Consider the following 21,060-nt stretch of genomic DNA (forward strand, 5'->3'; position numbering starts at 1 on the left):
CGGTCATGCCCGACTACGCCCACGACCTGCAGTTCGGCTCGTTCCTCACCCCCAGCGGCGCCGACCCGGAGGCGGTCGTGCTGCTGGCACAGGCCTCCGAGCGCGCCGGCCTGGACCTGGTCACCTTCCAGGACCACCCGTACCAGCCCCGGTTCCTCGACACCTGGACGCTGCTGTCCTACGTCGCCGCCCGCACCGAGCGGGTGCACCTCGCGCCGAACGTGCTCAACCTGCCGCTGCGCCCGCCGGCCGTCGTCGCCCGCGCCGCCGCGAGCCTCGACCTGCTCAGCGGCGGCCGCGTCGAGCTCGGCCTGGGCGCCGGCGCCTTCTGGGACGCCATCGAGGCGATGGGCGGCGAGCGGCTGACCCCCGGCCGGGCGGTGGCCGCGACGGCCGAGGCGATCGCGGTCGTCCGCGGCATCTGGGACGTCGACGACCGCACCCCGCTGCGCGTGCCCGGCCAGCACCACGCCGTCGACGGCGCGAAGCGCGGCCCCCGCCCGGCGCACGACATCGCCATCTGGCTCGGCGCGCTGCGGCCGCGGATGCTGCGCCTGGTCGGCCGCAGCGCCGACGGCTGGCTGCCGTCGCTGGCGTACCTGGACGACGACGGCATCGCCGAGGCCCACGCGGTCATCGACGAGGCCGCCGCCGACGCCGGCCGCAAGCCCGCGCAGGTCCGCCGGCTGCTCAACGTCGGCCCCGACGTGCCGGCCGAGCGGCTGACCGGGCTGGCCCTCGAGCACGGGTTCGCCACCTTCGTGCTGGCCACCGACGACGCCGACGAGCTGGCCCGTTTCGGTGCCGAGGTCGCGCCCGCCGTCCGCGAGGCGGTCGCGGCCGAACGGGGCCGCGCCGCATAGGTTCCCGCCCGTGGTCAGCGAAGGGGTGCTCACCGACGAGCGCCGTCCCCGCAGCCGAGGTCGCCGCGCGGTCGTCGTCCTGGGCGTGCTCGCGCTGCTCGCCGTCGTCCTGCTCGGCGGCGCCGGCTGGTACTACTCCGGCGAGATCCACTCCGGGGCGCTCGAGGTCGACCCCGACGACGGCCCGCAGCGCTACGACCTCGTCGTCGACTCCTACACCGACCGCGGCGTGGTGCTCCGCGCCGCCGGCGACGACGTCGACCGGGACCCGCTGACCACCGCGGGCACCTTCGGGCTGGTCTGGGACGGCGGCTCCGCCGTGGTGTCGGGCGAGCCGGAGGACCTCGGCGACGGCCGGGTGCTCCGGGTGTTCGACGGCGCCGTCGGACCCGAGCCCGGCACCCCGGCCGCGCTGGTGGGCCGGGTGTGGGACGACCCGCGGCAGGCCTGGGGCGCGCCGTACGAGGAGGTGGCCGTCCCCTGCGGCGGCGGGGAGTGCCCGGCGTGGTTCCTGCCGAGCACGTCGACCACCTGGTTCGTCGCCGTGCACGGCAAGGGCGCCGACCGCGCGGAGACGCTGCGCGCCGTGGGCCCGGCCGTGACCAGCGCCGGCCTGCCCGCGCTGGTGATCACCTACCGCAACGACCCGGAGGCGCCGGCCGACCCGACCGGGCGGTACGCCTACGGCGCGACCGAGTGGCGCGACCTGGAGGCCGCCGTGCGGTACGCGGTCGAGCACGGCGCGGAGGACGTCGTCCTGTACGGCTCGTCGATGGGCGGCGGGATCGTGGCCGCGTTCCTGCAGAACTCGGAGTCGGCGTCGCTGGTGCGCGGCGTCGTGCTGGACGCGCCGATGCTCGACCTGCGCGCCACCGTGGCGCACGGCGCGGCGCAGCGGGACCTGCCCGTGGTTGGCGGCGTCCCCGACGTGCTCACCGGCACCGCGCAGTGGATCGCCGGCTGGCGCTACGACCTCGACTGGGACGCCGTCGACTACCTGCCCGGCGACTGGCTGACCGTGCCGGCGCTGGTCTTCCACGGCACCGCCGACGACCTGGTGCCGCCGTCCACCACCGAGGAGCTGCGCGCGGCGCACCCCGAGCTGGTCGAGGAGGTGCGGGTCGAGGGCGCCGGGCACGTGCGGGCCTGGAACGCCGACCGCGACGCCTACGAGTCCCGCGAGGTCGCCTTCCTCGTCTGCGTCACCGCGCCCGAGCCGGCGGCGGCCTGCCCCGGCGCCGGTCTGCGCGAGGTCACCCCGTCGCCCTAGGTTCGGCCGGGTGCGAGTTCTCCAGCTGAACGTGTGGGCCCGCAGCGGGCCGTACGAGGTCCGCCGCCGCCTGCTCCGCGCCGAGATCGGGCTGCTCGCGCCCGACCTGGTGTCCCTGCAGGAGGTCGACGCCGGGCCGGGGGAGGGCAACCAGGCCGAGGAGCTGCTCGGCCCGCTCGGCTACGAGGTCGTCTACGAGCGCCGCGACGGCGCGTACCGCGGCGACCCCGGCGTGGCCGTCGCCACCCGGCACCCGGTGCTGGCGCGGCACGTGCTCGAGCTGCCGCACGGCGGGGTGGCGCTCGCCGTCCGCGTCGCGGTGGGCGCGGCGGAGTTCTGGTTCTGCTCGGCGACCACCGGCCACGGCTGGCCGCACCAGGAGGCGCTGCGCGAGGACGTCGTCGTCGCGCTCGACGCCGGTCTCACCGAGCTCGCGGCCGGCGACCGGTACCCGCCGGTCATCGGCGGTGACTTCGACGCGACGCCGGAGCACGCCAGCATCCGCTTCCTCACCGGGAAGCAGAGCCTGCAGGGCCGCAGCACCTCGTGGGCCGACGCGTTCGCCGTCGCGGGGGAGGGGCGGCCGCACACCTGGTCGACCGACAGCCCCTACGTCGCGCCGTTCGCCGCCGCCGTCTTCGCCGAGCCCGACCACCACCGGCGCATCGACTACGTGCTCGTGGGCTCGCCGTTCACCTGGCAGCCGCGGGTGGCGGTCCGCTCGGCGCGGGTGGTGCTGACCGGCGACGCGCAGGCGGCGCCGTCGGACCACTGGGGCGTGCTCGCCGACCTCGACCTCGACGGCATCGCGCTCGGCGGCGGCCGCGGGCTGGAGACGTGGGAGGAGACGGCACGCCTGCTCTGGCCGGACCAGCCGTGAGCAGCGGGTACAGCGGCACCCCGCTGCCGGCCAAGCTCGGGATCCGGGCGGGCAGCCGGGTGCTGCTCGACGGCGTCTCGGCCGGGCTGCCGGTCGACGGACACCGCCGCCCCGGCCGCGAGCCCTACGACGTCGTCCTGCTCTTCGCGCCCGACGCCGCCCGGCTGCACGCCCGCTGGCCGGCGCTCGTGCCGCGGCTGGCGACCGCCGGGCGGCTGTGGGTGTGCTGGCCGAAGCGCAGCAGCGGCGTCCCCACCGACCTCACCGAGGACGTGGTCCGGGACTTCGGGCTGGCGGAGGGGCTGGTCGACGTCAAGGTGTGCGCCGTCGACGCGACGTGGTCGGGCCTCGCCTTCGTCCGCCGCCTGCGCGACCGCTGACCTCACCCCGTCGGGTGAAACCGGAACACCACCGTCCAGACCTCCCGCGCGGCGCCCGATGGGCAGGCAACGCCAGTGCGGTCGAGGGAGTGAACGGTGCGTTCCAGCGGAGTGCGGCTCGGGAGCTGGGCAGTCGCGTGCGGTGCGGTTGCGGTGGTGCTGGCCGTCCACACCGTCGTCTACGGCACCCTGGCATCGCAGGTCGTCTACCTGGCCGTGACGTGGCTGGCCGCCCTGCTGGCCTGGTGGGGAGCGGTGCGGACGGGGCGGCGGCCCGGCACGGTGGCCCTCGCCTGCGGTGTCACGCTGTCCGCGGTCGGCGACCTGGTGTGGCAGCTCGTGTCCTGGACCGGCGGGTCGACCGACGTCTCTTCCGCCGACGTCGCCTACGTCGCCGCGTACGCGGCCGTGGGGGCGGGACTGTGGCGGATGGCCGGTCTCTCCGGGCGCTCCCGCGGCCAGCAGGTCGACGGCTGGATCGACGCGGTCGTCGTGTTCATCGGCGCGCTGCTCGTCGTCTGGCAGCTCTCGCTCGCCGCCACGCTCAGCGACACCTCCGTCTCCCTGGCCACCCGGCTGGTCTGGGTCCTGTACCCGGCGATGGACGCCGCGCTCATCGGCCTGGTCTTCCGGCTCGTCGTCGTCCGGCGGCGCGAGCAGATCGGCGCGCTGGTCGTCGCGGCCGGTGCCGTCTGCTGGCTCGCCTCGGACCTCGCCTACGCGCTGGTCGAGCTCGGTGGCATCAGCGCGTGGACCGACACCGGCTGGATGCTCGCCGCGGTGCTGCTCGGCTCGGCGACGTGGGGAGGCCCCGGGGCGGGTGCAGGCGCGGAGGGGCCCGCCGAGGAGGACGACGACCGGACGAAGGGTGGCCTCGGCCGGCTCGCTGTCTGCCTGGGCGCGCTGCTGGTGCCCAGCTTCATCGACCTGCTGCAGGAACTGACCGCCGACGCCCTGCTGCACGTGCCCGTCTTCGCCGGCTCCCTCGTGCTGGCCGTCCTGATCTTCTGGCGAGCGGCTCGGCTGCTCCGCGGGGAGGCGCGGGCCCGTGCGCAGGTCCGCGCGCAGCAGCGCTACAGCGCGGCGCTGGCCGCGCACTCCGCCGACGCCGTCGCCGTGCTGTCCGAGGACGGCCGGCTGGTCAGCGACCCCAGCCCGCTCACCGCGCTGCTGGGGGCGGGGCGGGAGGACGTCGCGACGCTGGCCGCCCTGCTGCGCCGCTCGGGCGTCGCCGTGGCGGACGCCCGTGCTCTGGCCGACCGGGTCCGGCAGGCCGGGCCCGGCGTGGTGGTCGAGTCGGAGCTGGCCTGCCGCTGGAACGGCGAGCAGGGCTGGCTCGGCGTGCGCCTGATCGACCTGCGGGGCGATGCGGACGTGCGCGGCGTCGTCGTCCACGCCACCGACATCACCGCGCGCAAGCGGGCCGAGGCCGCCGTGGCCCACCTGGCCTTCCACGACCCGCTCACCGGGCTGGCCAACCGGGCCCTGCTGGCCCGGCGGCTCGAGCGGGCGCTGGGCCCCGGCCGGCGACCCGGGTCGGTCGGGCTCGCGCTCGTCGACCTCGACGGCTTCAAGGGGGTCAACGACACGCTCGGCCACCCCGCGGGCGACGAGCTGCTGCGCGAGATCGCCGCCCGGCTCACCTCCGCGGTGCGGGCCGGCGACCTCGTGGCCCGGCTCGGCGGCGACGAGTTCGCCGTGGTGGTGGACGGCGGCGACGGCGCCGCCGACATCGAGGCCACGGCGGCGCGGGTGCTCGAGCTGCTCACCCGCCCGCTCGTCGTCGCGGGCCAGCGGGTGCAGGTCTCGGGCAGCATCGGGGTCGCGCTGGCCGCCCCGGGCGCCACCAGCGACTCGCTGATCGGCGACGCCGACATCGCCATGTACGTGGCCAAGGCCGCCGGCCGCAGCCGGGTCACCACCTTCGACCCGGCCATGCGGGCGGCCGCCCAGGAGCGGCGGCTGCTGGAGCAGGGCCTGCGCGGAGCGCTCGGCAACGGCGAGCTCCGGCTGGTGTACCAGCCCGTCGTCGACCTGGCCGACGGCCGGGTGCACGGGTTCGAGGCCCTCCTGCGGTGGCAGTCGCCGACGCTCGGCGCCGTGCCGCCGGACCGGTTCGTGCCCGTCGCCGAGGAACTCGGGCTGATCCGCGACATCGGCGCCTGGGTCATCGGCGAGGCCACCGCGACGGCGGCGGCGTGGCGGCACGTGGCCGGGACCGACGCCCTCACCATGTCGGTCAACGTGTCGCCGGTGCAGCTGTCCTCACCGGACCTCGTCGACGTCGTGGCCGAGGCGCTCGCCCGGACCGGGCTGGCGCCCTCGACGCTGGTGCTGGAGGTCACCGAGGGCGCCCTCGTCCAGGACCCCGCTCGCGCGGCCCGCTGCCTGAGCGCGCTGCGGGCACTGGGCGTCCGCGTGGCGCTGGACGACTTCGGCACCGGGCAGTCGTCGCTGGGCCACCTGAGCCGGTTCGAGGTCGACGTGCTCAAGATCGACCGGTCGTTCGTGGCCGCGATCGCGCCCGACGGCCAGCTGCCGCCGGTGCTGCGCGGCATGATCGACCTGGGCCACGCCCTCGACCTCGAGATCGTCGCCGAGGGCATCGAGCTGGAGGAGCAGCGCAGCGGCCTGCTCGACGGCCGCTGCACCCGCGCGCAGGGGTACCTGTTCGCCCGGCCGATGGAGGCCGACGAGGCCGAGCTGCTGCTCCTCGGGGGCGCCCGAGCCGTGGTCTGAGGCGGCTCGTCAGCCCCCGCGCTCGACCTCGGCCTGGATCACGCCGCGCAGCGCGGTGAGCAGCGCCTGGTCCTCGGCGTCGCCCCGCTCGACGGCCTGGCGGGCGGCGTCGGGGAACAGGCCGGTGTCGACCTCGTCGAGCCACGTGACGTCGCCGCCGACCCGCCGGCCCACCTGCAGGGCGCCCTCCTGCGGGCGCAGCACGTACTCCTCGCCGTCCAGCCGGATGTTCACGAAGTCGCTCATGCGCCCGCCCTACCCAGCTGGGCAGGATCGGCACGTGGAGGACACCGGGTTCTGCGAGGTCGTGGTCACCGCCGACGACGCCGACTGGCTGGCCGGGTTCACCCGCACGCTGGTCGAGGAGCGGCTGGCCGCGTGCGGGCACGCCGTGCGCGAGATCCGGTCGGTCTACCGGTGGGAGGGGGCGGTGCACGACGAGGCCGAGGCCCGCGTCGCCCTGCACACCCGCCGGTCGCTGGTGCCGGCGATCGTCGCCCGCGCCGACGAGCTGCACCCCTACGACGTCCCCTGCGTGATCGCACTGCCGCTCGTCGGCGGCAACCCCGCCTACCTGGCCTGGCTGGCCGCCGAGACCCGCGAGCCCTGATCCGCGCGTCCCGGCCCGACACGCCGTCGGCGCTCACCCGTTCGGGTCTCGCGGCGTGGCGGAACTCAACAACGCCCGCGCGGCGTCCGATGGTGGGGGAGAGGGGTCGCCGGGTCGGCGGTCCGCCGTCGTCGGGGAGGGGCGCGTGACGGTGCGTGCGGCGAACGAGGCCGTCCGGGTCGAGGCCGTGCTGGACGCGCTGCCCTCGCCCACGGTCATCGTCGGGCCCGACGGCACCGTGCTGCTCGCCAACTCCACCTGGACGGCCCGAAACGCCGCCGCGCCGGCCGCCGTGGCCCTCGGCGTGGGCGGCAACTACTTCGACTCCGCGCTGCGCTTCCTCGACGACACGTTCACCCGCTCGGTCGTCGGCTCGCTGCGCGCGCTGGCCGGCGGCGAGCTCGACGCCTACGCCACCGACTGCGCCGTCCCTGACGGCGCCGGTGGCACCCGCTGGTTCCACCTGCAGGCCTCCCGGGTGGACGGGAGCGGGCAGATCGTCGTCACGCACACCGACATCACCGCGCGGGTCCACGCCGAGCGGACCTCCTCCTGGCAGGCCCGGCACGACCACCTCACCGAGCTGCCCAACCGCGCGCACCTGCACGAGCTCATCGACGAGGAGCTGCGCCGCCCCGGCCGGGGCCCGGTCGCCGTCCTGTTCCTGGACTGCGACGGGTTCAAGGAGGTCAACGACTCCCTCGGCCACGAGGTCGGCGACGAGCTGCTGCGCCAGATCGCCGCGCGGCTGAGCGGCCGCACCCGCGCCGGGGACACCGTCGGGCGGCTCGGCGGCGACGAGTTCGTCGTCCTGTGCCGCGACTGCGACGCCGACGGCGCGGTCGCTCTCGCCGAGCGGTTCGCGACGGCGTTCGACGAGCCGTTCGCGCTGGGTGGGCGCACGGCGCGGCTGACCGCCAGCATCGGCATCGCCGCGACACCGGCCGACGACGTCGGCAGCGCCCGCGCCACCGACCTCGTGCGCGACGCCGACCTGGCCATGTACGCGGCCAAGGCCGCCGGTCGCAACCGGGTGCACACCTTCACCAGCGACCTCCGGGCGGCCGCCGAGCGCCGTGCGCTGCTCGCCGGCGAGCTCAGCGACGCGATCGCCGGCGGCCAGCTCCTGCTGCACTACCAGCCGATCATGTTCCTGCCCACCGGCGAGTGCAGCGGGGTCGAGGCGCTGGTCCGCTGGCAGCACCCGGAGCGCGGGCTGCTGCACCCGGGCGACTTCCTCGCCGCGGCCGAGCGCCAGGACCTCGTGGTCCCGCTGGCCCGCTGGGTGCTCGGCGAGGCGGCCCGGCAGACCGCCGAGTGGCTGGTCGGCGGCCTCGACCTGGTCACCGGCGTGAACATCAGCGCCGCGCACCTCGCCACCGGCACCCTCCTCGACGACGTCACCGACGCGCTCGCCGCGGCCGGTCTCGACCCGTCGCGCCTGCTGGTCGAGCTGACCGAGACCTCCGTCGCCCAGGACCCGCAGCGGGCCGCCGAGCAGTTCGCGATCCTGCGCCGCAGCGGCATCGAGGTGTCCATCGACGACTTCGGCAGCGGCTACTCGTCGCTGGGCCAGCTGGTCAACATCCCCGCCGGCATCCTCAAGATCGACCGCAGCCTGGTCGCCGGCGCCGGCGACCGCGCCCGGTCGTCGGCCGCCGCCGTCGCCGCCGTGGTCGGGCTCGCCTCGGCCCTGGGCATGCGCACGCTCGCCGAGGGCGTGGAGACCGCCGAGCAGCTGGCCCGCGTCATGGACCTGGGCTGCACCTTCGCGCAGGGCTACCACATCGCCCGGCCCATGCCGGCCGGCGACCTCGCGCGGTGGATGACCGTCTGGCGCCACGCGCCCGGCGCCGTCCTCTCCTGACCCGGGGCGGATCGGCCGGGCTCGCCCCTGCTCGTTCTCCCTGCCCGGACCCACCCGCCGCGCACGACTACATTGGATCGACGTGGCCGCTGACTTCTCCGTCGTCCTGGACGAGCTCGACACGACCCTGAAGTCCATCGAGGCCGTCCTCGACGTGGACAAGCTGCGGCGCGACATCGCCGAGCTGGAGCAGCAGGCCGCCGCCCCGGACCTGTGGGACGACGTCGAGAAGGCGCAGGCGCTGACCTCGAAGCTGTCCTACCTGCAGGGCGACCTGCGCCGGGTCGAGGAGCTGCGCCGCCGGCTCGACGACGCCGCCGTGCTGCACGAGCTGGCCGAGGAGGAGGGCGACGAGGGCAGCCTCGCCGAGGCCGACCGCGAGCTCGAGGGGCTGCGCAAGGAGATCGACGAGCTCGAGGTCCGCACCCTGCTCAACGGCGAGTACGACGCCCGCGAGGCGCTGGTGACGATCCGCTCGGAGGCCGGGGGCGTCGACGCCGCCGACTTCGCCGAGATGCTCATGCGCATGTACCTGCGGTGGGCCGAGCGGCACAAGTACGGCGTCGAGGTCTACGACATCTCCTACGCGGAGGAGGCGGGCATCAAGTCCGCCACCTTCGCCGTCAAGCACCCGTACGCCTACGGCACCCTCTCGGTCGAGCAGGGCACCCACCGGCTGGTGCGCATCTCGCCGTTCGACAACCAGGGCCGCCGGCAGACCTCCTTCGCCGGCGTCGAGGTGCTGCCGGTCGTCGAGCAGGTCGACCACGTCGACATCCCCGAGAACGAGATCCGCATCGACGTCTTCCGGTCCTCCGGGCCGGGCGGGCAGAGCGTCAACACCACCGACTCCGCCGTCCGGATCACCCACCTGCCCACCGGGATCGTCGTCTCCTGCCAGAACGAGAAGAGCCAGATCCAGAACCGGGCGGCCGCGATGCGCGTGCTCCAGGCCCGGCTGCTGGCCAAGCGGCAGGAGGAGGAGCGGGCCGCCATGGACGCGCTCAAGGGGGAGGGCAGCAGCTGGGGCAACCAGATGCGTTCCTACGTGCTGCACCCGTACCAGATGGTCAAGGACCTGCGGACCGAGCAGGAGACCGGCAACACCACCGCCGTCCTCGACGGCGACATCGACTCGTTCATCGAGGCCGGGATCCGGTGGCGGCGGCAGCAGGAGTCCGTGCCCGCGAGCTGACCGACGGCGTCCCGTTCGTCACACCGGCACCAGTTCGCTGCTGGTCGCGGAGGTCGTCCCGGAGAGTCTCCGGGCGACGGCGGCATGATCGGCCATCCGACCGGTACCGTGAACCTCCGTGATCGAACTGCAACACGTCACCAAGATCTACCCGGCCAACTCCCGGCCGGCCCTCGATGACGTGTCGACCGAGATCGACAAGGGTGAGTTCGTCTTCCTGATCGGCTCGTCCGGGTCGGGCAAGTCGACCTTCCTCCGGCTGCTGCTGAAGGAGGAGGACCCCACCAAGGGCACGATCTCGATCAACGGCCAGACGCTCAACACCATGAGCAAGTGGAAGGTGCCGAAGCTGCGCCGCACCATGGGCTGCGTCTTCCAGGACTTCCGCCTGCTGCGCAACCGCACGGTGGCCGAGAACGTCGCCTTCGCGCTCGAGGTCATCAACAAGCCGCAGCGGACGATCAAGCGCGTCGTCCCCGAGGTGCTGGAGATGGTCGGGCTCGAGGGCAAGGCCGCCCGGCTGCCGCACGAGCTCTCCGGCGGTGAGCAGCAGCGGGTGGCGATCGCCCGCGCCTTCGTCAACCGGCCGCTGGTGCTGCTGGCCGACGAGCCCACCGGCAACCTCGACCCCGAGACCAGCGAGGGGATCATGCTGCTGCTGGAGCGGATCAACCGCACCGGCACCACGGTGATCATGGCGACGCACGACTACCACATCGTCGACTCCATGCGCCGGCGCGTGATCGAGCTCAACGGCGGCGTCATCGCCCGCGACCAGTCGCGCGGCGTCTACGGCGTGGGCCGCTAGCCCCGGGGTCACCGACCCCCTCGACCTGCAGAACTCCACGACAGGGAATCCATGCGCGTCAACTTCGTGCTCTCCGAGGTGGCCACCGGGCTGCGTCGCAACCTGACCATGACGGTCGCGATGATCCTGACGACGGCCATCTCCCTCGGGCTCATGGGCACCGGCCTGCTGATCGCCGGGATGATCTCCGACATGAAGGAGATCTACTACGACAAGGTGCAGGTCTCCATCTTCCTGACCGACGACGTCACCGACGAGCAGCGCAGCGCCATCGAGGCCAAGCTCGACGACTCGCCCGAGGTCGCCAGCTACGTCTACGAGTCCAAGGAAGAGGCCTACGAGCGCTTCCAGCAGCAGTTCAGCCAGCAGCCCGAGCTGGTCAACAACACCCCGCCGGACGCGCTGCCGGAGAGCTTCCGCGTGGAGCTGGTCAACCCCGAGCGCTACTCGGTCATCGCCGCGGAGTTCCCGAACGGGCAGGACGGCGTCGACCAGGTGCGCGACGAGGGCGACTTCCTCGACCGGTTGTTCAGCCTGCTCAACGGCGCCCGGAACGCGACGATCGCGGTGGCCGTCGTGCAAGCCCTGGCCGCGTTGCTGCTGATCTCCAACACGATCCAGCTCGCGGCCTTCAACCGGCGCAACGAGACCAACATCATGCGGCTGGTCGGCGCCTCGCGCTGGTACACCCAGCTGCCGTTCATCCTCGAGGCGGCGGTCGCCGGGCTCATCGGTGCGCTGCTGGCCGTGGGCGGCCTGGTGCTGACCAAGGTGCTCTTCGTCGACAAGACGCTGGCCGGGCCGATCAAGGCCGGCATCATCCCGCCGGTCGACTGGGGTGCGATCGCCACGATCAGCCCGATCATCGCCGCGGCCGGGGTCGGTCTGGCAGGTATCGCCGCCTACGTCACCCTGCGCTTGTACGTCCGCCTCTAGCGCGTCCAGGTGTGACGCGGGTTACCCGCGGGTAGATTCCGGCCGTTTCCCCGACGACGTGGAGAGGGCTGGGATCGTGCGCGAGCGGCTGCAGGAGATCTGGACCGGGTTCTGCCCCTGCGGGGACTGCCGGTGAGCGTCGGCGAGCGGGTGCGCATGGTCGCGATCACCCCGGCGTGGATGGCCTGCAGCGCTACCTGGGCGGCGACGTCGGCGGTGCTGCTGACCTTGTCGGCCGTGCGGGAGCGGCGCCCTCGGTAACCTGGGGTCATGCCGCGGGAACAGGGGCGCAAGCTGATCGCCCAGAACAAGAAGGCGCGGCACGACTACTCGATCCTCGACACCTACGAGGTGGGCCTGGTGCTCACCGGCACCGAGGTGAAGAGCCTCCGGGCCGGACGTGCCTCGCTCGTCGACGGCTTCGCCACCGTGGACGGCGGCGAGGTGTGGCTGCAGCACGTGCACATCCCGGAGTACACCGAGGGCACGTGGACCAACCACGCCCCGCGCCGCAAGCGCAAGGTGCTCATGCACCGCGCCGAGATCGACAAGCTGATCGGCAAGACCAAGGAGGGCGGGCTCACACTCGTCCCGCTGGACCTGTACTTCAAGGACGGCAAGGTCAAGGCCACCCTCGCGCTGGCGCGTGGCAAGAAGGCCTACGACAAGCGGCAGGACCTCGCCGAGCGCGACTCGCGCCGCGAGATCCAGAAGGCGTTCGGCCGGTACGTGAAGGGCCGCCGGTGATCGGCCCGTCATGAGAGGCATCGCCTACGACCGCTTCGGCGGCGTCGACGTCCTGCAGGTGCGCGACGACCTCCCCGAGCCGCCGGTCGGGCCGGACACCGTGCTGGTCCGGGCCGCGGCCGCGGGGGTCAACCCGGTCGACATCGGCATCCGCGAGGGACACCTGGCCGGGGCGTTCCCGCACCGCTTCCCGATCGTGCCGGGCTGGGACCTCGCCGGGGTCGTCGAGTCCGTCGGCCCGGCGGTCCACGACCTCGCCCCCGGCGACGAGGTGTTCGGCTACCTGCGCCGGGACGACGTCCAGTGGGGGACGGCGGCCGAGCTGGTGCCGGCGCCGCAGCGCTGCGTGGCGCGCAAGCCGTCGTCGCTGTCGTTCGCCGAGGCCGGCGCGCTGCCGCTGGCCGGGCTGACCGCCTACCAGGCGCTGACCGAGGCGCTCGACGTCGGCGAGGGCGACCGGGTGCTCGTGCACCGGGCCGCGGGCGGGGTCGGCTTCTTCGCCGTCCAGATCGCCGTGGCGCTGGGCGCGCACGTGATCGGCACCGCGAGCCCGCGCAACCGCGGCTTCCTCACCGACGCCGGCGCGGCCGAGGTGGTCGACTACTCCGCCGGCCCGGTCAGCGAGCAGCTGTCCGAGCCGGTCGACGCCGTCCTCGACCTGGCCGGGGGAGCGGCGCTGTCCGACGCCCCGAAGCAGGTGCGCGACGTGTCGCGGGTCGCCAGCGTCGTCGACCCGGCGGTCAACGACATGGGCGGCCGCTACGTCTTCGTCCGGCCCGAGCGCCACGACCTCGAGGAGCTCGCCCGCATGGCCGACGCCGGCCAGCTGCGGGTGTCGATCGCCAAGGCGTTCCCGCTGGAGCAGACCGCGCAGGCGCAGGAGCTGGTGGCCGGCGGGCACGTGCGCGGCAAGGTCGTGGTGACCCTCTGATGGTCGCGCCGCCGGAGGACGACGCCGACGTCCCCCGGTACTGGCGCGAGCTCGGCCTGCCCGGGCTGGTCGACGTGCACGTGCACTTCCTGCCGCCGTCGGTGCAGGCCAAGGTGTGGAAGTTCTTCGAGGGCGCCGAGGCGCACTACGGCGCGGCGTGGCCGATCGCCTACCCGCTGCCCGACGAGCAGCGGCTGGCGGTACTGGAGCGGCTCGGCGTCCGCGCGTTCCCGACGCTGCCGTACCCGCACAAGCCGGGCATGGCGGCCTGGCTCAACGACTGGTCGGCGGAGTTCGCCACCCGGCACCCGCGGGTGCTGCGGTCGGCGACGTTCTACCCCGAGCCGGAGGCGCCCGCGTACGTCGCCGAGGCGCTGGCCGGCGGCGCGCGGGTGTTCAAGGTGCACGTGCAGGTGGGCGCCTTCGACCCGCGGCACCCGCTGCTCGACCCCGTGTGGGGGCGGCTGGCCGAGACCGGGACGCCGGTGGTGATCCACTGCGGCTCGGGTCCGCTGGCCGGCGAGCACACCGGCCCGGAGCCGACGGCCGGCCTGCTCGAGCGGCACCCGCGGCTGCAGCTGGTGATCGCGCACCTGGGCATGCCCGAGTACGGCGCCTTCCTCGACCTGGCCGAGCGCTACGAGCGGGTGCACCTCGACACCACGATGTTCGCCACCGACTTCACCGAGCGGCTCATGCCCTTCGACCCGGCCGAGCGGTCGCGGTTGGCGGCGCTGCGCGGGAAGGTGCTGCTCGGCAGCGACTTCCCGAGCATCCCGTACCCGTACGCGCACCAGCTCGCCGCGCTGCACCGGCTCGGTCTCGGGGAGGACTGGCTGCGCGCCGTCCTCTGGGAGAACGGCGCCCGTCTGTTCGGAGTGGAGGGCTGATGCCGACCTTCTCGTTGACCGCCGCCGTGCTGGGCGCGCCCGACCCGGCCGCGCTGGCCACCTTCTACCAGGAGCTGCTCGGCTGGCCGTTCGGCACGCAGGAGCCGGGCTGGGTCACCCTGCGGCCGCAGGACGGCGGCACCGGTCTGTCCTTCCAGCTGGAGGAGGACCACGTGCCGCCGGTGTGGCCGGCCGGCCCCGGCGACCAGCAGATGCAGCTGCACCTCGACATCGAGGTCGACGACCTCGAGGCCGCCTGCGCGGTGGCCGAGCGCGCGGGCGCGCGGCCGCTGGGCGGGCACGAGGACGACGCCGAGGTGGTGCGCGTCTACGCCGATCCCGCCGGCCACCCCTTCTGCCTCTTCGCCCGGCGGTGAACTCGGTGGCCCGCCCGGGCGCCGTTCTCTAGCCTCGGCCCCTGTGCCGCCCCTCGACCTGCCGCCCGGCCTCACCTCCCGGCCGCTGACCGCCGACGACGTCGACGCCGTCGCCGCCCTCCTCGACGCCGCCGAGAAGGTCGACGACACCGGCGAGAACTACGACGCCGACGACCTCACCGAGTGGTGGGTCAACGACCTGTTCGACCTGGGCAGCGACGGGGTGGCGGTGCACGGTCCGGACGGCGAGCTGCTGGGCTGGGCCACCGCCATGGCGCCGTCGACCTTCCGCGACGCCTTCGCCGTCTACCTGGAGGGGCGGGTGCACCCCGAGCACCGCCGCCGCGGCATCGGGCAGGCGCTGCTGGACTGGCAGCTGGCCCGCGGCGCCGAGATCCACGCCGAGCGGCACCCCGAGGCGCCGGCGCGGCTGTCGGTCGTCGTCCCCGAGACGATGCCGGGCCTGGCCGCGCTGGTGGACCGGGCGGGGCTGACCGCCGTGCGGTGGTACCGGCAGATGGAGCGGCCGCTGACCGACGTCCCCGACTCCCCGGAGGTGACCGGCGTCGACCTGGTGCCGTTCACCTGGGACCGCGACGACGCGGTGCGCCGGGCGCACAACGCCGCCTTCACCCAGCACCACGGCTCGAGCGAGCGCGACCCGGCCACCTGGCAGACGCTGTTCACCGGCCAGCGCGCCTTCCGGCCCGACCTGTCGACGCTGGTGCTCGCCGACGGCGCCGTCGTCGCCTACGCGCTGGTCTACGTCTACGAGGCCGACACCCGGGCGACCGGGGTCGAGGAGGCGCACTACGGCCAGATCGGCACGCTGCCCCAGGCGCGCGGCCGCGGGCTGGCCAGCGCGGCCATCGTGCGCTCGCTGCGGATCGCCGCCGAGGCCGGCTGCGGGCGGGCGTCGCTGCAGGTCGACAGCGAGAACGTCACCGGCGCGCTGCGGCTGTACGAGGCGCTCGGCTTCGCCGTCCGCCGCACGCAGGTCTCCTGGGCCCGGGCGCTGCCGCCGGTGCGCGCCTAGCTACTGTCCGGCGCATGGTCAGCGTCGATCAGCCCGTCGGCACCTCTGCGCTCGTGGACCCGAAGGTGGTGGCCCGCGCGCACCGCGCCGTCGAGCCGCTGCACAACCACCTCTACTTCGCGCCCGAGCAGGACGAGCACCTCACCGCGATCGGGCTGCGGCCCGGGCGGATGTGCTACTTCGCCGGCCGGGCGGCGGCCATGGGCGCCGTCGGCCCCGGCGTGGTCGCGGCGACCTTCTACAACTTCTCACCGGCGCTCATCGCCCGGCACGTGCCGCGGGCGTGGACCCTCGCCTCGCCGCGGGACGTCGTCGCCGCCCGGTACGCCGCCGCCCGCGCCTCGCTCACCCGCCTGCTCGGCGACGACGTCGTCGCCGCCCCGGAGGTCGCCGAGCTCGCCGGCCTGCTGCGCGAGGCGTGCTCGGCGCTGACGCCCGAGGCCCGCCCGCTCTACGCCGGCCACGCCGACCAGCCCTGGCCCGACGAGCCGGTGCTGCAGCTGTGGCACGGCGCCACGCTGCTGCGCGAGCACCGCGGCGACGGGCACCTCACCGCGCTGCTGCGGGCGGGGCTGACCGGCCTCGAGGCGCTGGTCACCCACACCGTGACCGGCCGCGGCTTCTCCGAGCCCGGCGCCAAGGCGACCCGGGGCTGGAGCGACGAGGAGTGGGCGGCCACCGCGGAGTCGCTCACCGCGCGCGGGCTGCTGGACGGCGACGGCCTGACCGCCGACGGTGCCGCGCTGCGGGCCCGGATCGAGGCGGAGACCGACGCGCTGTCCGCCGCGCCGTGGGCGCACCTCGGCCCGGAGCGGACGGCGCGGGTGGTCGAGCTGGGCAAGGGCTTCTCCGCCCGCATCGCCGCCGCCGGTGCCTACCCCGACGGGCTGTTCGCCGGGCGCTGACGCCGGACCGGGCCGCCGTCTCCGGCGGTGCGGTGGCGGGGGAGGTCCGCCCACCTGAGACTCGTGTCGTCTGGATCGCGCCCGCTCCGAGGAGGGGTCATGACCGCGACGGAGTCCCGCCCGACGGCGAACAGGACCGACGTAGACGCCGCCTTCACCGGCAGCGCGACCTACCGCAGCCTCGGCGAGCAGCAGCTCAGCCCGGCCGAGGAGCGCTTCGAGAAGGGCCGGCGCACGGTCGGCCTCTTCCTCGCGCCGGTGGTGACGATCGTCTTCGCGCTGCTGCCGTTCGACCTGCCGCGCGACCAGCACCTGCTGGCGGCGATCCTGCTCGGCGTCATCGTCCTGTGGATCACCGAGCCGGTGCCGATCCCCGTCGGCGGGCTCATCGGGATCGCCGCGATCGTCGTCCTCGGCGTCGTGGGGCCCGACGAGGCGCTGACGCCGTTCGGCTCGCCGACGGTGTTCACCTTCATCGGCGCGTTCATCCTGGCCGCGGCCATGCTCAAGCACGGCGTCGCGCGGCGGTTCGCGATGTTCATCCTGTCCATGCGCTGGGTCGGCACCTCGACCACCCGGGTGGTCATCGCCTTCGGGCTGATCACCGCCCTCCTGTCGGCGTTCGTGTCGAACACCGCGACGGTGGCCATGCTCCTGCCCACCGCGCTCGGCATCCTCACCGTGATCGCCAAGCTGCTGCAGGACAAGGAGCTGGTGGCGCCGGACTTCGACCCGCTGCGGCTGCGGGTCGGCGCCGCCCTGATGCTGATGCTCGCCTACGGCGCCAGCGTCGGCGGCCTGATCACGCCGGTCGGCACGCCGCCCAACCTGATCGGCCGCGGGCTGATCGAGGAGGCGACGGGGGAGCGGATCGGGTTCCTCGACTGGATGCTCATGGCGCTGCCGATCTGCGCGCTGATGTTCGTCGCGCTGGCCGTCGTCCTGCTGCTGCTCAACAAGCCGGAGATCCGCCGCATCGAGGGCGTCCACGAGTACGTGTCCAGCGAGCGCGCCGAGCTCGGACCGATGTCCCGGGCGGAGAAGAACACCCTGGTCGCCTTCGGGATCACGGTCTTCCTGTGGATCTTCCCGGGCGTCATCGCGCTGACCGCCGGCACCGAGTCGAGCCTCTACGAGACGATCAGCGCCCGGCTCGACGAGGGCATCGTCGCCGTCCTCGGCGCGTCGCTGCTGTTCCTGCTCCCCGTCGACTGGAAGCGCCGCGAGTTCACGCTCAACTGGAGCGACGCCGCCACCATCGACTGGGGCACGATCCTGCTCTTCGGCACCGGGATCATCTTCGGGTCGCTGCTGGCCGACACCGGCCTGGCCGAGACGATCGGCGAGGGCTCGGCCGACCTGCTCGGGCTGACCAGCACGTTCGCGATCACGGTCTTCGCGGTGCTGCTGGCGATCGTCATCTCCGAGACGACGTCGAACACGGCGTCGGCGTCGGTCGTGGTGCCGATCATCATCCCGGTGGCGATGGCGGCCGGGGTGAACCCGTTCGTGCCGGCGCTCGCGGCGACGTTCGCGGCCTCGTTCGGCTTCATGCTGCCGGTGTCGACGCCGCAGAACGCCATCGTCTACGGCTCGGGCGTCGTCCCGATCACCAAGATGATCCGGTCGGGGATCTCGTTCGACGTCCTCGGTGCGCTGCTGATCGTGCTGCTGCTGCCGGTGATGATCGACCTCGTTCTGGGGAACGTCGGCTGACGTTCACCCCGTCGGGGGACGCGCGCTGGACAGCGCGTGTCACGATGGACGACGGCCTCCGGACGGTCGGGGGCGCCGACGAGGGGAGGGGATCGCCGATGCGCAGCGAGCCTCCCAGTCCGAGTCCCGAGGTCCTCCCCGCCTGAGCTGCGCCCGGCTGCCGCACCGCCGGCGCGCGGGAGGACCTGCCCGGTGTCCTCGTCCGCGCCGTTCCCGGGAGCCCGCCATGGCCGACCGCCGCACCTCCCCGCGCACCGCCTTCTCCACGCTCACCCGCCGCCCGCGGGTCGAGCCGCGCGTGCAGCGCCCCACCCCGTCGCCGTCGCCGGCCGACGAGACCCGCCGCCGCTCGCGGCTGATCGACAACGCCGTCTACTCGGCCGGCCGCCGGGTGGCCACGCCCGCGTCGCCCGCCGGCACCCGCGAGGCGCTGGCGGAGCGCGAGGAGGGGCTGGCGTGGCTGGGCCTCTACCGGCCGGAGCCGCGCGAGCTGGGGGAGCTCGCCGAGCTGTTCGACCTGCCGGAGCTGGCCGTCGAGGACGCGATCACCGCCCACCAGCGGCCGAAGTTCGAGCGCTACGGCGACACGCTCTTCGTCGTCCTCAAGGCCGCCCGGTACGTCGACGAGCGCGAGGAGGTGGAGTTCGGCGAGCTGCACCTGTTCCTCGGCCAGGAGTTCGCGATCACCGTCCGGCACAGCGAGTCGCCCGACCTCGCGCGGGTGCGCCGGCGGCTGGAGAGCGAGCCGGACCTGCTGTCCAAGGGCAGCGAGGCGGTGCTCTACGCGATCCTCGACGCCGTCGTCGACGGCTACGCACCCGTGGTCGCGGGCCTCGCCAACGACATCGACGAGATCGAGACCGAGGTCTTCCGCGGCGACCCCGGCGTCTCCCGGCGCATCTACGAGCTGTCGCAGGAGGTGCTGGAGTTCCAGCGGGCGTCGCAGCCGCTGACCGGCATCCTCGCCGCGATCGCCGCCGGCTTCGACAAGTACGGCGTCGACGAGGAGCTGCGCAGCTACCTGCGCGACGTCGCCGACCACGTCGTACAGGTCAACGAGCGGGTGGAGGGCTTCCGCCTGCAGCTGCGCGACATCCTCACCGTGAACGCGACCCTGGTGGCGCAGCGGCAGAACGACGAGATCCGGGAGCTGACCGAGGCGTCGATCGCGCAGGGCGAGGAGGTCAAGAAGATCTCCGCCTGGGCGGCCATCCTGTTCGCCCCGACCCTGGTCGGCACCGTCTACGGCATGAACTTCGACTTCATGCCCGAGACGCACTGGCACCTCGGCTACCCGTTCGCGCTGGTGCTCATGGCCGCGGTGAGCCTGGTGCTCTACGTCGTCTTCAAGCGCCGCGACTGGATCTGACGCGCCCGGCGCCCGATGATCATCGGCAGGTGGTCGGCCCCCGCGGCGTGTCGGCCAGCCACCCGCCGATGATCATCGCCTGCTTGCCACCCATGCCGGCGTGTCCGGCCGTGTCTGCGGCAAGAAGCCGAGGATCAACCGATCGGGGGGACGGCGGTGCGGCGAGGGAACAACTCGCGTGCGCGGCCGGTTACCCTGACTGCACAACTGCACAGGGGGTGAATGGTCTCGACTGCGGTCGTTTGGCCAGGGGAAGCGAGCCGAGGAAGGCAACGATGAGCTCGTTAACCACGCGTTGCAAACAACACAAGCGCCGACAACAGTCGCGCTGACTTCGCTCTCGCTGCCTGACGCAGCGAAGCGGGTCTGTCAGCCCGGGTTCGTCACCGGCCCGGTTCCTGGCATCAGCTAGGTGACTGACCCTCCGCGCCGGTCGCGGGTGCAGGAGGGGAAACCAAACAGCGACTGGGCCCGTCACACCGACTCGTCCGCGCGATCGGTGGGGCCGAGCAGAGGCACAGCGGACTGCGCTCGGAGAAGCCCTGGACTGGCGTCGTAGGACGCGGGTTCGATTCCCGCCACCTCCACCCCGAACACGAGAGCCCCGGCGAGGACGACGTCCTCCCGGGCTCTCGTGCGACACGGCCCGGCAGCCGGCCGGCCCCGCTACCGCTCGAGGGGAAGCGGCGTGAGGGGGCGGGTGTCGTGCCGTGGGGGTGCCGGCTCGGGATTGCCCTCGTCGTCCCCGCTGGTGGCCGCCCCGTGGTCCCGGCTGAACAGCAGCTCGCTCACCTGCCGGTAGCGGGCCCGCGCCGCCGGCAGGTAGGTGAGGCGGCGCAGCGCGTGGTCCTGCCCGGCCGACTCCAGGCGGAAGGTGCCGTAGCCGAGCAGCTGGCCGAGAGGGGTCTCCTCCCAGGTCAGGTCGGTGATGCGCACCAGCGGCAGCAGCGTGACCGTCCGGACGACGACGCCGGACGTGAGCAGCACCCGGCGCCGGCTGACGATGAGGTGCCGCATCCACCACTCGGTGAACCGCAGGGCGTACGTCACCGACCCGGCCAGGACGACGAGGAGCCCGGCGGAGCTGATCACCTGGTCGCCCGGATCGAGCAGCAGCAGCGCCACCCCGGTCGCCACCACGAGCAGGAACCGTGCGGTCGGCCCGATCAGCACCGCCCAGTGCCGCCGCGTCACGACGACCGGCGCCTCCCCGGGCAGCAGGTACTTCTCGACGTCCTTGCGGCCCCGGGCCGGCAAGCGCCCGGACGCCGGTGCGGCCGTCACCTAGACCAGCCCGCCGAGGAACGCGGCCAGCGACGACGCCGCGCCGGCGAGCCCCTCCCCGACGCTCCTCACCAGCTGCGCCGACCGCTCCGGCGCCTGGATCAGGTAGAAGAGCGCGAACGCCAGGAACAGCCAGGTGACGACCTTCCTCCAGCTCACGATCACCTCCGCGACCTCCTGGCGATCGGTCGGTCGACGGGAACGGACGGCGGACGGGACATCGCAGGCCTTCCTCGGCGGAGACCCCCGGAGCGGGG

21 protein-coding genes and 1 other RNA gene are annotated in these 21,060 nt (G+C 73.9%); 19 read left to right on the forward strand and 3 right to left on the reverse strand.

The genetic code is table 11. The features are described from left to right. Positions 1 to 5: 5 nt before the first annotated feature. The 5 genes from ACI8AF_RS10050 (at position 6) to ACI8AF_RS10070 (ending at position 6,132) form a co-directional block, all read left to right on the forward strand. The gene (locus tag ACI8AF_RS10050) at positions 6 to 863 is read left to right on the forward strand and encodes an LLM class flavin-dependent oxidoreductase (RefSeq protein ID WP_456539553.1); all 858 of its coding nucleotides are present in this window, start codon (positions 6 to 8) and stop codon (positions 861 to 863) included. 10 nt (positions 864 to 873) lie between these two features. Further along, the gene (locus ACI8AF_RS10055) at positions 874 to 2,133 is read left to right on the forward strand and encodes an alpha/beta hydrolase (RefSeq protein WP_456539554.1); all 1,260 of its coding nucleotides are present in this window, start codon (positions 874 to 876) and stop codon (positions 2,131 to 2,133) included. A 10-nt stretch (positions 2,134 to 2,143) separates the two neighbouring features. Continuing rightward, positions 2,144 to 3,013, forward strand: a complete 870-nt coding sequence (locus ACI8AF_RS10060; RefSeq protein WP_456539555.1) for an endonuclease/exonuclease/phosphatase family protein — start codon at positions 2,144 to 2,146, stop codon at positions 3,011 to 3,013. Continuing rightward, a complete protein-coding gene (locus ACI8AF_RS10065) occupies positions 3,010 to 3,393 on the forward strand; it encodes a hypothetical protein (protein ID WP_456539556.1) in 384 nt (127 codons plus the stop codon). The genes ACI8AF_RS10060 and ACI8AF_RS10065 overlap by 4 nt, the downstream gene beginning before the upstream one ends. 153 nt (positions 3,394 to 3,546) lie before the next feature. Continuing rightward, complete coding sequence (locus tag ACI8AF_RS10070) at positions 3,547 to 6,132, forward strand: putative bifunctional diguanylate cyclase/phosphodiesterase (protein WP_456539557.1); 2,586 nt, start codon at positions 3,547 to 3,549, stop codon at positions 6,130 to 6,132. A gap of 9 nt (positions 6,133 to 6,141) precedes the next feature. Here the strand turns inward: ACI8AF_RS10070 and ACI8AF_RS10075 are convergent, their stop codons facing one another. Then, on the reverse strand, positions 6,142 to 6,378 hold the full coding sequence (locus ACI8AF_RS10075; protein ID WP_456539558.1) for a hypothetical protein: 237 nt from the start codon (positions 6,376 to 6,378) through the stop codon (positions 6,142 to 6,144). A gap of 34 nt (positions 6,379 to 6,412) precedes the next feature. Here ACI8AF_RS10075 and cutA point away from each other — a divergent pair, with 34 nt between their 5' ends. The 14 genes from cutA to ssrA all read left to right on the forward strand — a co-directional run bounded on the left by cutA (position 6,413) and on the right by ssrA (position 20,109). Next, positions 6,413 to 6,742 carry a divalent-cation tolerance protein CutA gene (gene cutA / locus ACI8AF_RS10080; RefSeq protein WP_456539559.1) on the forward strand — a complete coding sequence of 110 codons (330 nt, stop codon included), beginning with the start codon at positions 6,413 to 6,415 and terminating at the stop codon, positions 6,740 to 6,742. A 145-nt stretch (positions 6,743 to 6,887) separates the two neighbouring features. Further along, positions 6,888 to 8,609: a putative bifunctional diguanylate cyclase/phosphodiesterase gene (locus ACI8AF_RS10085; protein WP_456539560.1), complete on the forward strand. Its 1,722-nt coding sequence runs from the start codon at positions 6,888 to 6,890 to the stop codon at positions 8,607 to 8,609. A gap of 82 nt (positions 8,610 to 8,691) precedes the next feature. Continuing rightward, entirely contained in the window at positions 8,692 to 9,804 is a 1,113-nt protein-coding gene (gene prfB, locus ACI8AF_RS10090) for a peptide chain release factor 2 (RefSeq protein ID WP_456539561.1), read from the forward strand. Between the two features lie 118 nt (positions 9,805 to 9,922). Next, entirely contained in the window at positions 9,923 to 10,612 is a 690-nt protein-coding gene (gene ftsE, locus ACI8AF_RS10095; protein ID WP_456539562.1) for a cell division ATP-binding protein FtsE, read from the forward strand. Between the two features lie 51 nt (positions 10,613 to 10,663). After that, on the forward strand, positions 10,664 to 11,548 hold the full coding sequence (gene ftsX / locus ACI8AF_RS10100) for a permease-like cell division protein FtsX (RefSeq protein ID WP_456539563.1): 885 nt from the start codon (positions 10,664 to 10,666) through the stop codon (positions 11,546 to 11,548). A 270-nt stretch (positions 11,549 to 11,818) separates the two neighbouring features. Next, positions 11,819 to 12,295 carry an SsrA-binding protein SmpB gene (smpB, locus tag ACI8AF_RS10105; protein ID WP_456539564.1) on the forward strand — a complete coding sequence of 159 codons (477 nt, stop codon included), beginning with the start codon at positions 11,819 to 11,821 and terminating at the stop codon, positions 12,293 to 12,295. Between the two features lie 10 nt (positions 12,296 to 12,305). Beyond that, positions 12,306 to 13,226, forward strand: a complete 921-nt coding sequence (locus tag ACI8AF_RS10110) for an NADP-dependent oxidoreductase (protein ID WP_456539565.1) — start codon at positions 12,306 to 12,308, stop codon at positions 13,224 to 13,226. Then, on the forward strand, positions 13,226 to 14,116 hold the full coding sequence (locus ACI8AF_RS10115) for an amidohydrolase family protein (protein ID WP_456539566.1): 891 nt from the start codon (positions 13,226 to 13,228) through the stop codon (positions 14,114 to 14,116). The genes ACI8AF_RS10110 and ACI8AF_RS10115 overlap by 1 nt, the downstream gene beginning before the upstream one ends. Continuing rightward, positions 14,116 to 14,493: a VOC family protein gene (locus ACI8AF_RS10120; RefSeq protein ID WP_456539567.1), complete on the forward strand. Its 378-nt coding sequence runs from the start codon at positions 14,116 to 14,118 to the stop codon at positions 14,491 to 14,493. Before ACI8AF_RS10115 ends, ACI8AF_RS10120 begins: the two co-directional genes overlap by 1 nt. A 43-nt stretch (positions 14,494 to 14,536) precedes the next feature. Further along, entirely contained in the window at positions 14,537 to 15,529 is a 993-nt protein-coding gene (locus ACI8AF_RS10125; RefSeq protein WP_456539568.1) for a GNAT family N-acetyltransferase, read from the forward strand. Positions 15,530 to 15,543: 14 nt separating this feature from the next. Beyond that, entirely contained in the window at positions 15,544 to 16,434 is an 891-nt protein-coding gene (locus tag ACI8AF_RS10130) for an SCO6745 family protein (RefSeq protein WP_456539569.1), read from the forward strand. A gap of 99 nt (positions 16,435 to 16,533) precedes the next feature. Further along, positions 16,534 to 18,150: an SLC13 family permease gene (locus tag ACI8AF_RS10135; protein WP_456539570.1), complete on the forward strand. Its 1,617-nt coding sequence runs from the start codon at positions 16,534 to 16,536 to the stop codon at positions 18,148 to 18,150. Between the two features lie 226 nt (positions 18,151 to 18,376). Continuing rightward, positions 18,377 to 19,519 carry a magnesium and cobalt transport protein CorA gene (locus ACI8AF_RS10140; protein WP_456539571.1) on the forward strand — a complete coding sequence of 381 codons (1,143 nt, stop codon included), beginning with the start codon at positions 18,377 to 18,379 and terminating at the stop codon, positions 19,517 to 19,519. 214 nt (positions 19,520 to 19,733) lie between these two features. Beyond that, positions 19,734 to 20,109, forward strand: a transfer-messenger RNA (tmRNA) gene (ssrA, locus tag ACI8AF_RS10145). A gap of 76 nt (positions 20,110 to 20,185) precedes the next feature. Here ssrA and ACI8AF_RS10150 read toward each other — a convergent pair. Together ACI8AF_RS10150 and ACI8AF_RS10155 are read right to left on the reverse strand one after the other, a co-directional pair. Then, entirely contained in the window at positions 20,186 to 20,803 is a 618-nt protein-coding gene (locus ACI8AF_RS10150; protein WP_456539572.1) for a PH domain-containing protein, read from the reverse strand. Continuing rightward, entirely contained in the window at positions 20,804 to 20,962 is a 159-nt protein-coding gene (locus tag ACI8AF_RS10155) for a hypothetical protein (protein ID WP_456539573.1), read from the reverse strand. Positions 20,963 to 21,060: the final 98 nt, after the last annotated feature.

This window comes from Blastococcus sp. SYSU D00669 (assembly GCF_054050715.1).

Bases quoted from the DNA above. Each gene is read 5' to 3' on its own strand.
- ACI8AF_RS10050 (WP_456539553.1), top strand. From the start codon at position 6: ATGCCCGACTACGCCCACGACCTGCAGTTCGGCTCGTTCCTCACCCCC.
- ACI8AF_RS10075 (WP_456539558.1), bottom strand. From the start codon at position 6,378: ATGAGCGACTTCGTGAACATCCGGCTGGACGGCGAGGAGTACGTGCTG.
- ftsX (WP_456539563.1), top strand. From the start codon at position 10,664: ATGCGCGTCAACTTCGTGCTCTCCGAGGTGGCCACCGGGCTGCGTCGC.
- smpB (WP_456539564.1), top strand. From the start codon at position 11,819: ATGCCGCGGGAACAGGGGCGCAAGCTGATCGCCCAGAACAAGAAGGCG.
- ACI8AF_RS10110 (WP_456539565.1), top strand. From the start codon at position 12,306: ATGAGAGGCATCGCCTACGACCGCTTCGGCGGCGTCGACGTCCTGCAG.
- ACI8AF_RS10115 (WP_456539566.1), top strand. From the start codon at position 13,226: ATGGTCGCGCCGCCGGAGGACGACGCCGACGTCCCCCGGTACTGGCGC.
- ACI8AF_RS10120 (WP_456539567.1), top strand. From the start codon at position 14,116: ATGCCGACCTTCTCGTTGACCGCCGCCGTGCTGGGCGCGCCCGACCCG.
- ACI8AF_RS10130 (WP_456539569.1), top strand. From the start codon at position 15,544: ATGGTCAGCGTCGATCAGCCCGTCGGCACCTCTGCGCTCGTGGACCCG.
- ACI8AF_RS10135 (WP_456539570.1), top strand. From the start codon at position 16,534: ATGACCGCGACGGAGTCCCGCCCGACGGCGAACAGGACCGACGTAGAC.
- ACI8AF_RS10140 (WP_456539571.1), top strand. From the start codon at position 18,377: ATGGCCGACCGCCGCACCTCCCCGCGCACCGCCTTCTCCACGCTCACC.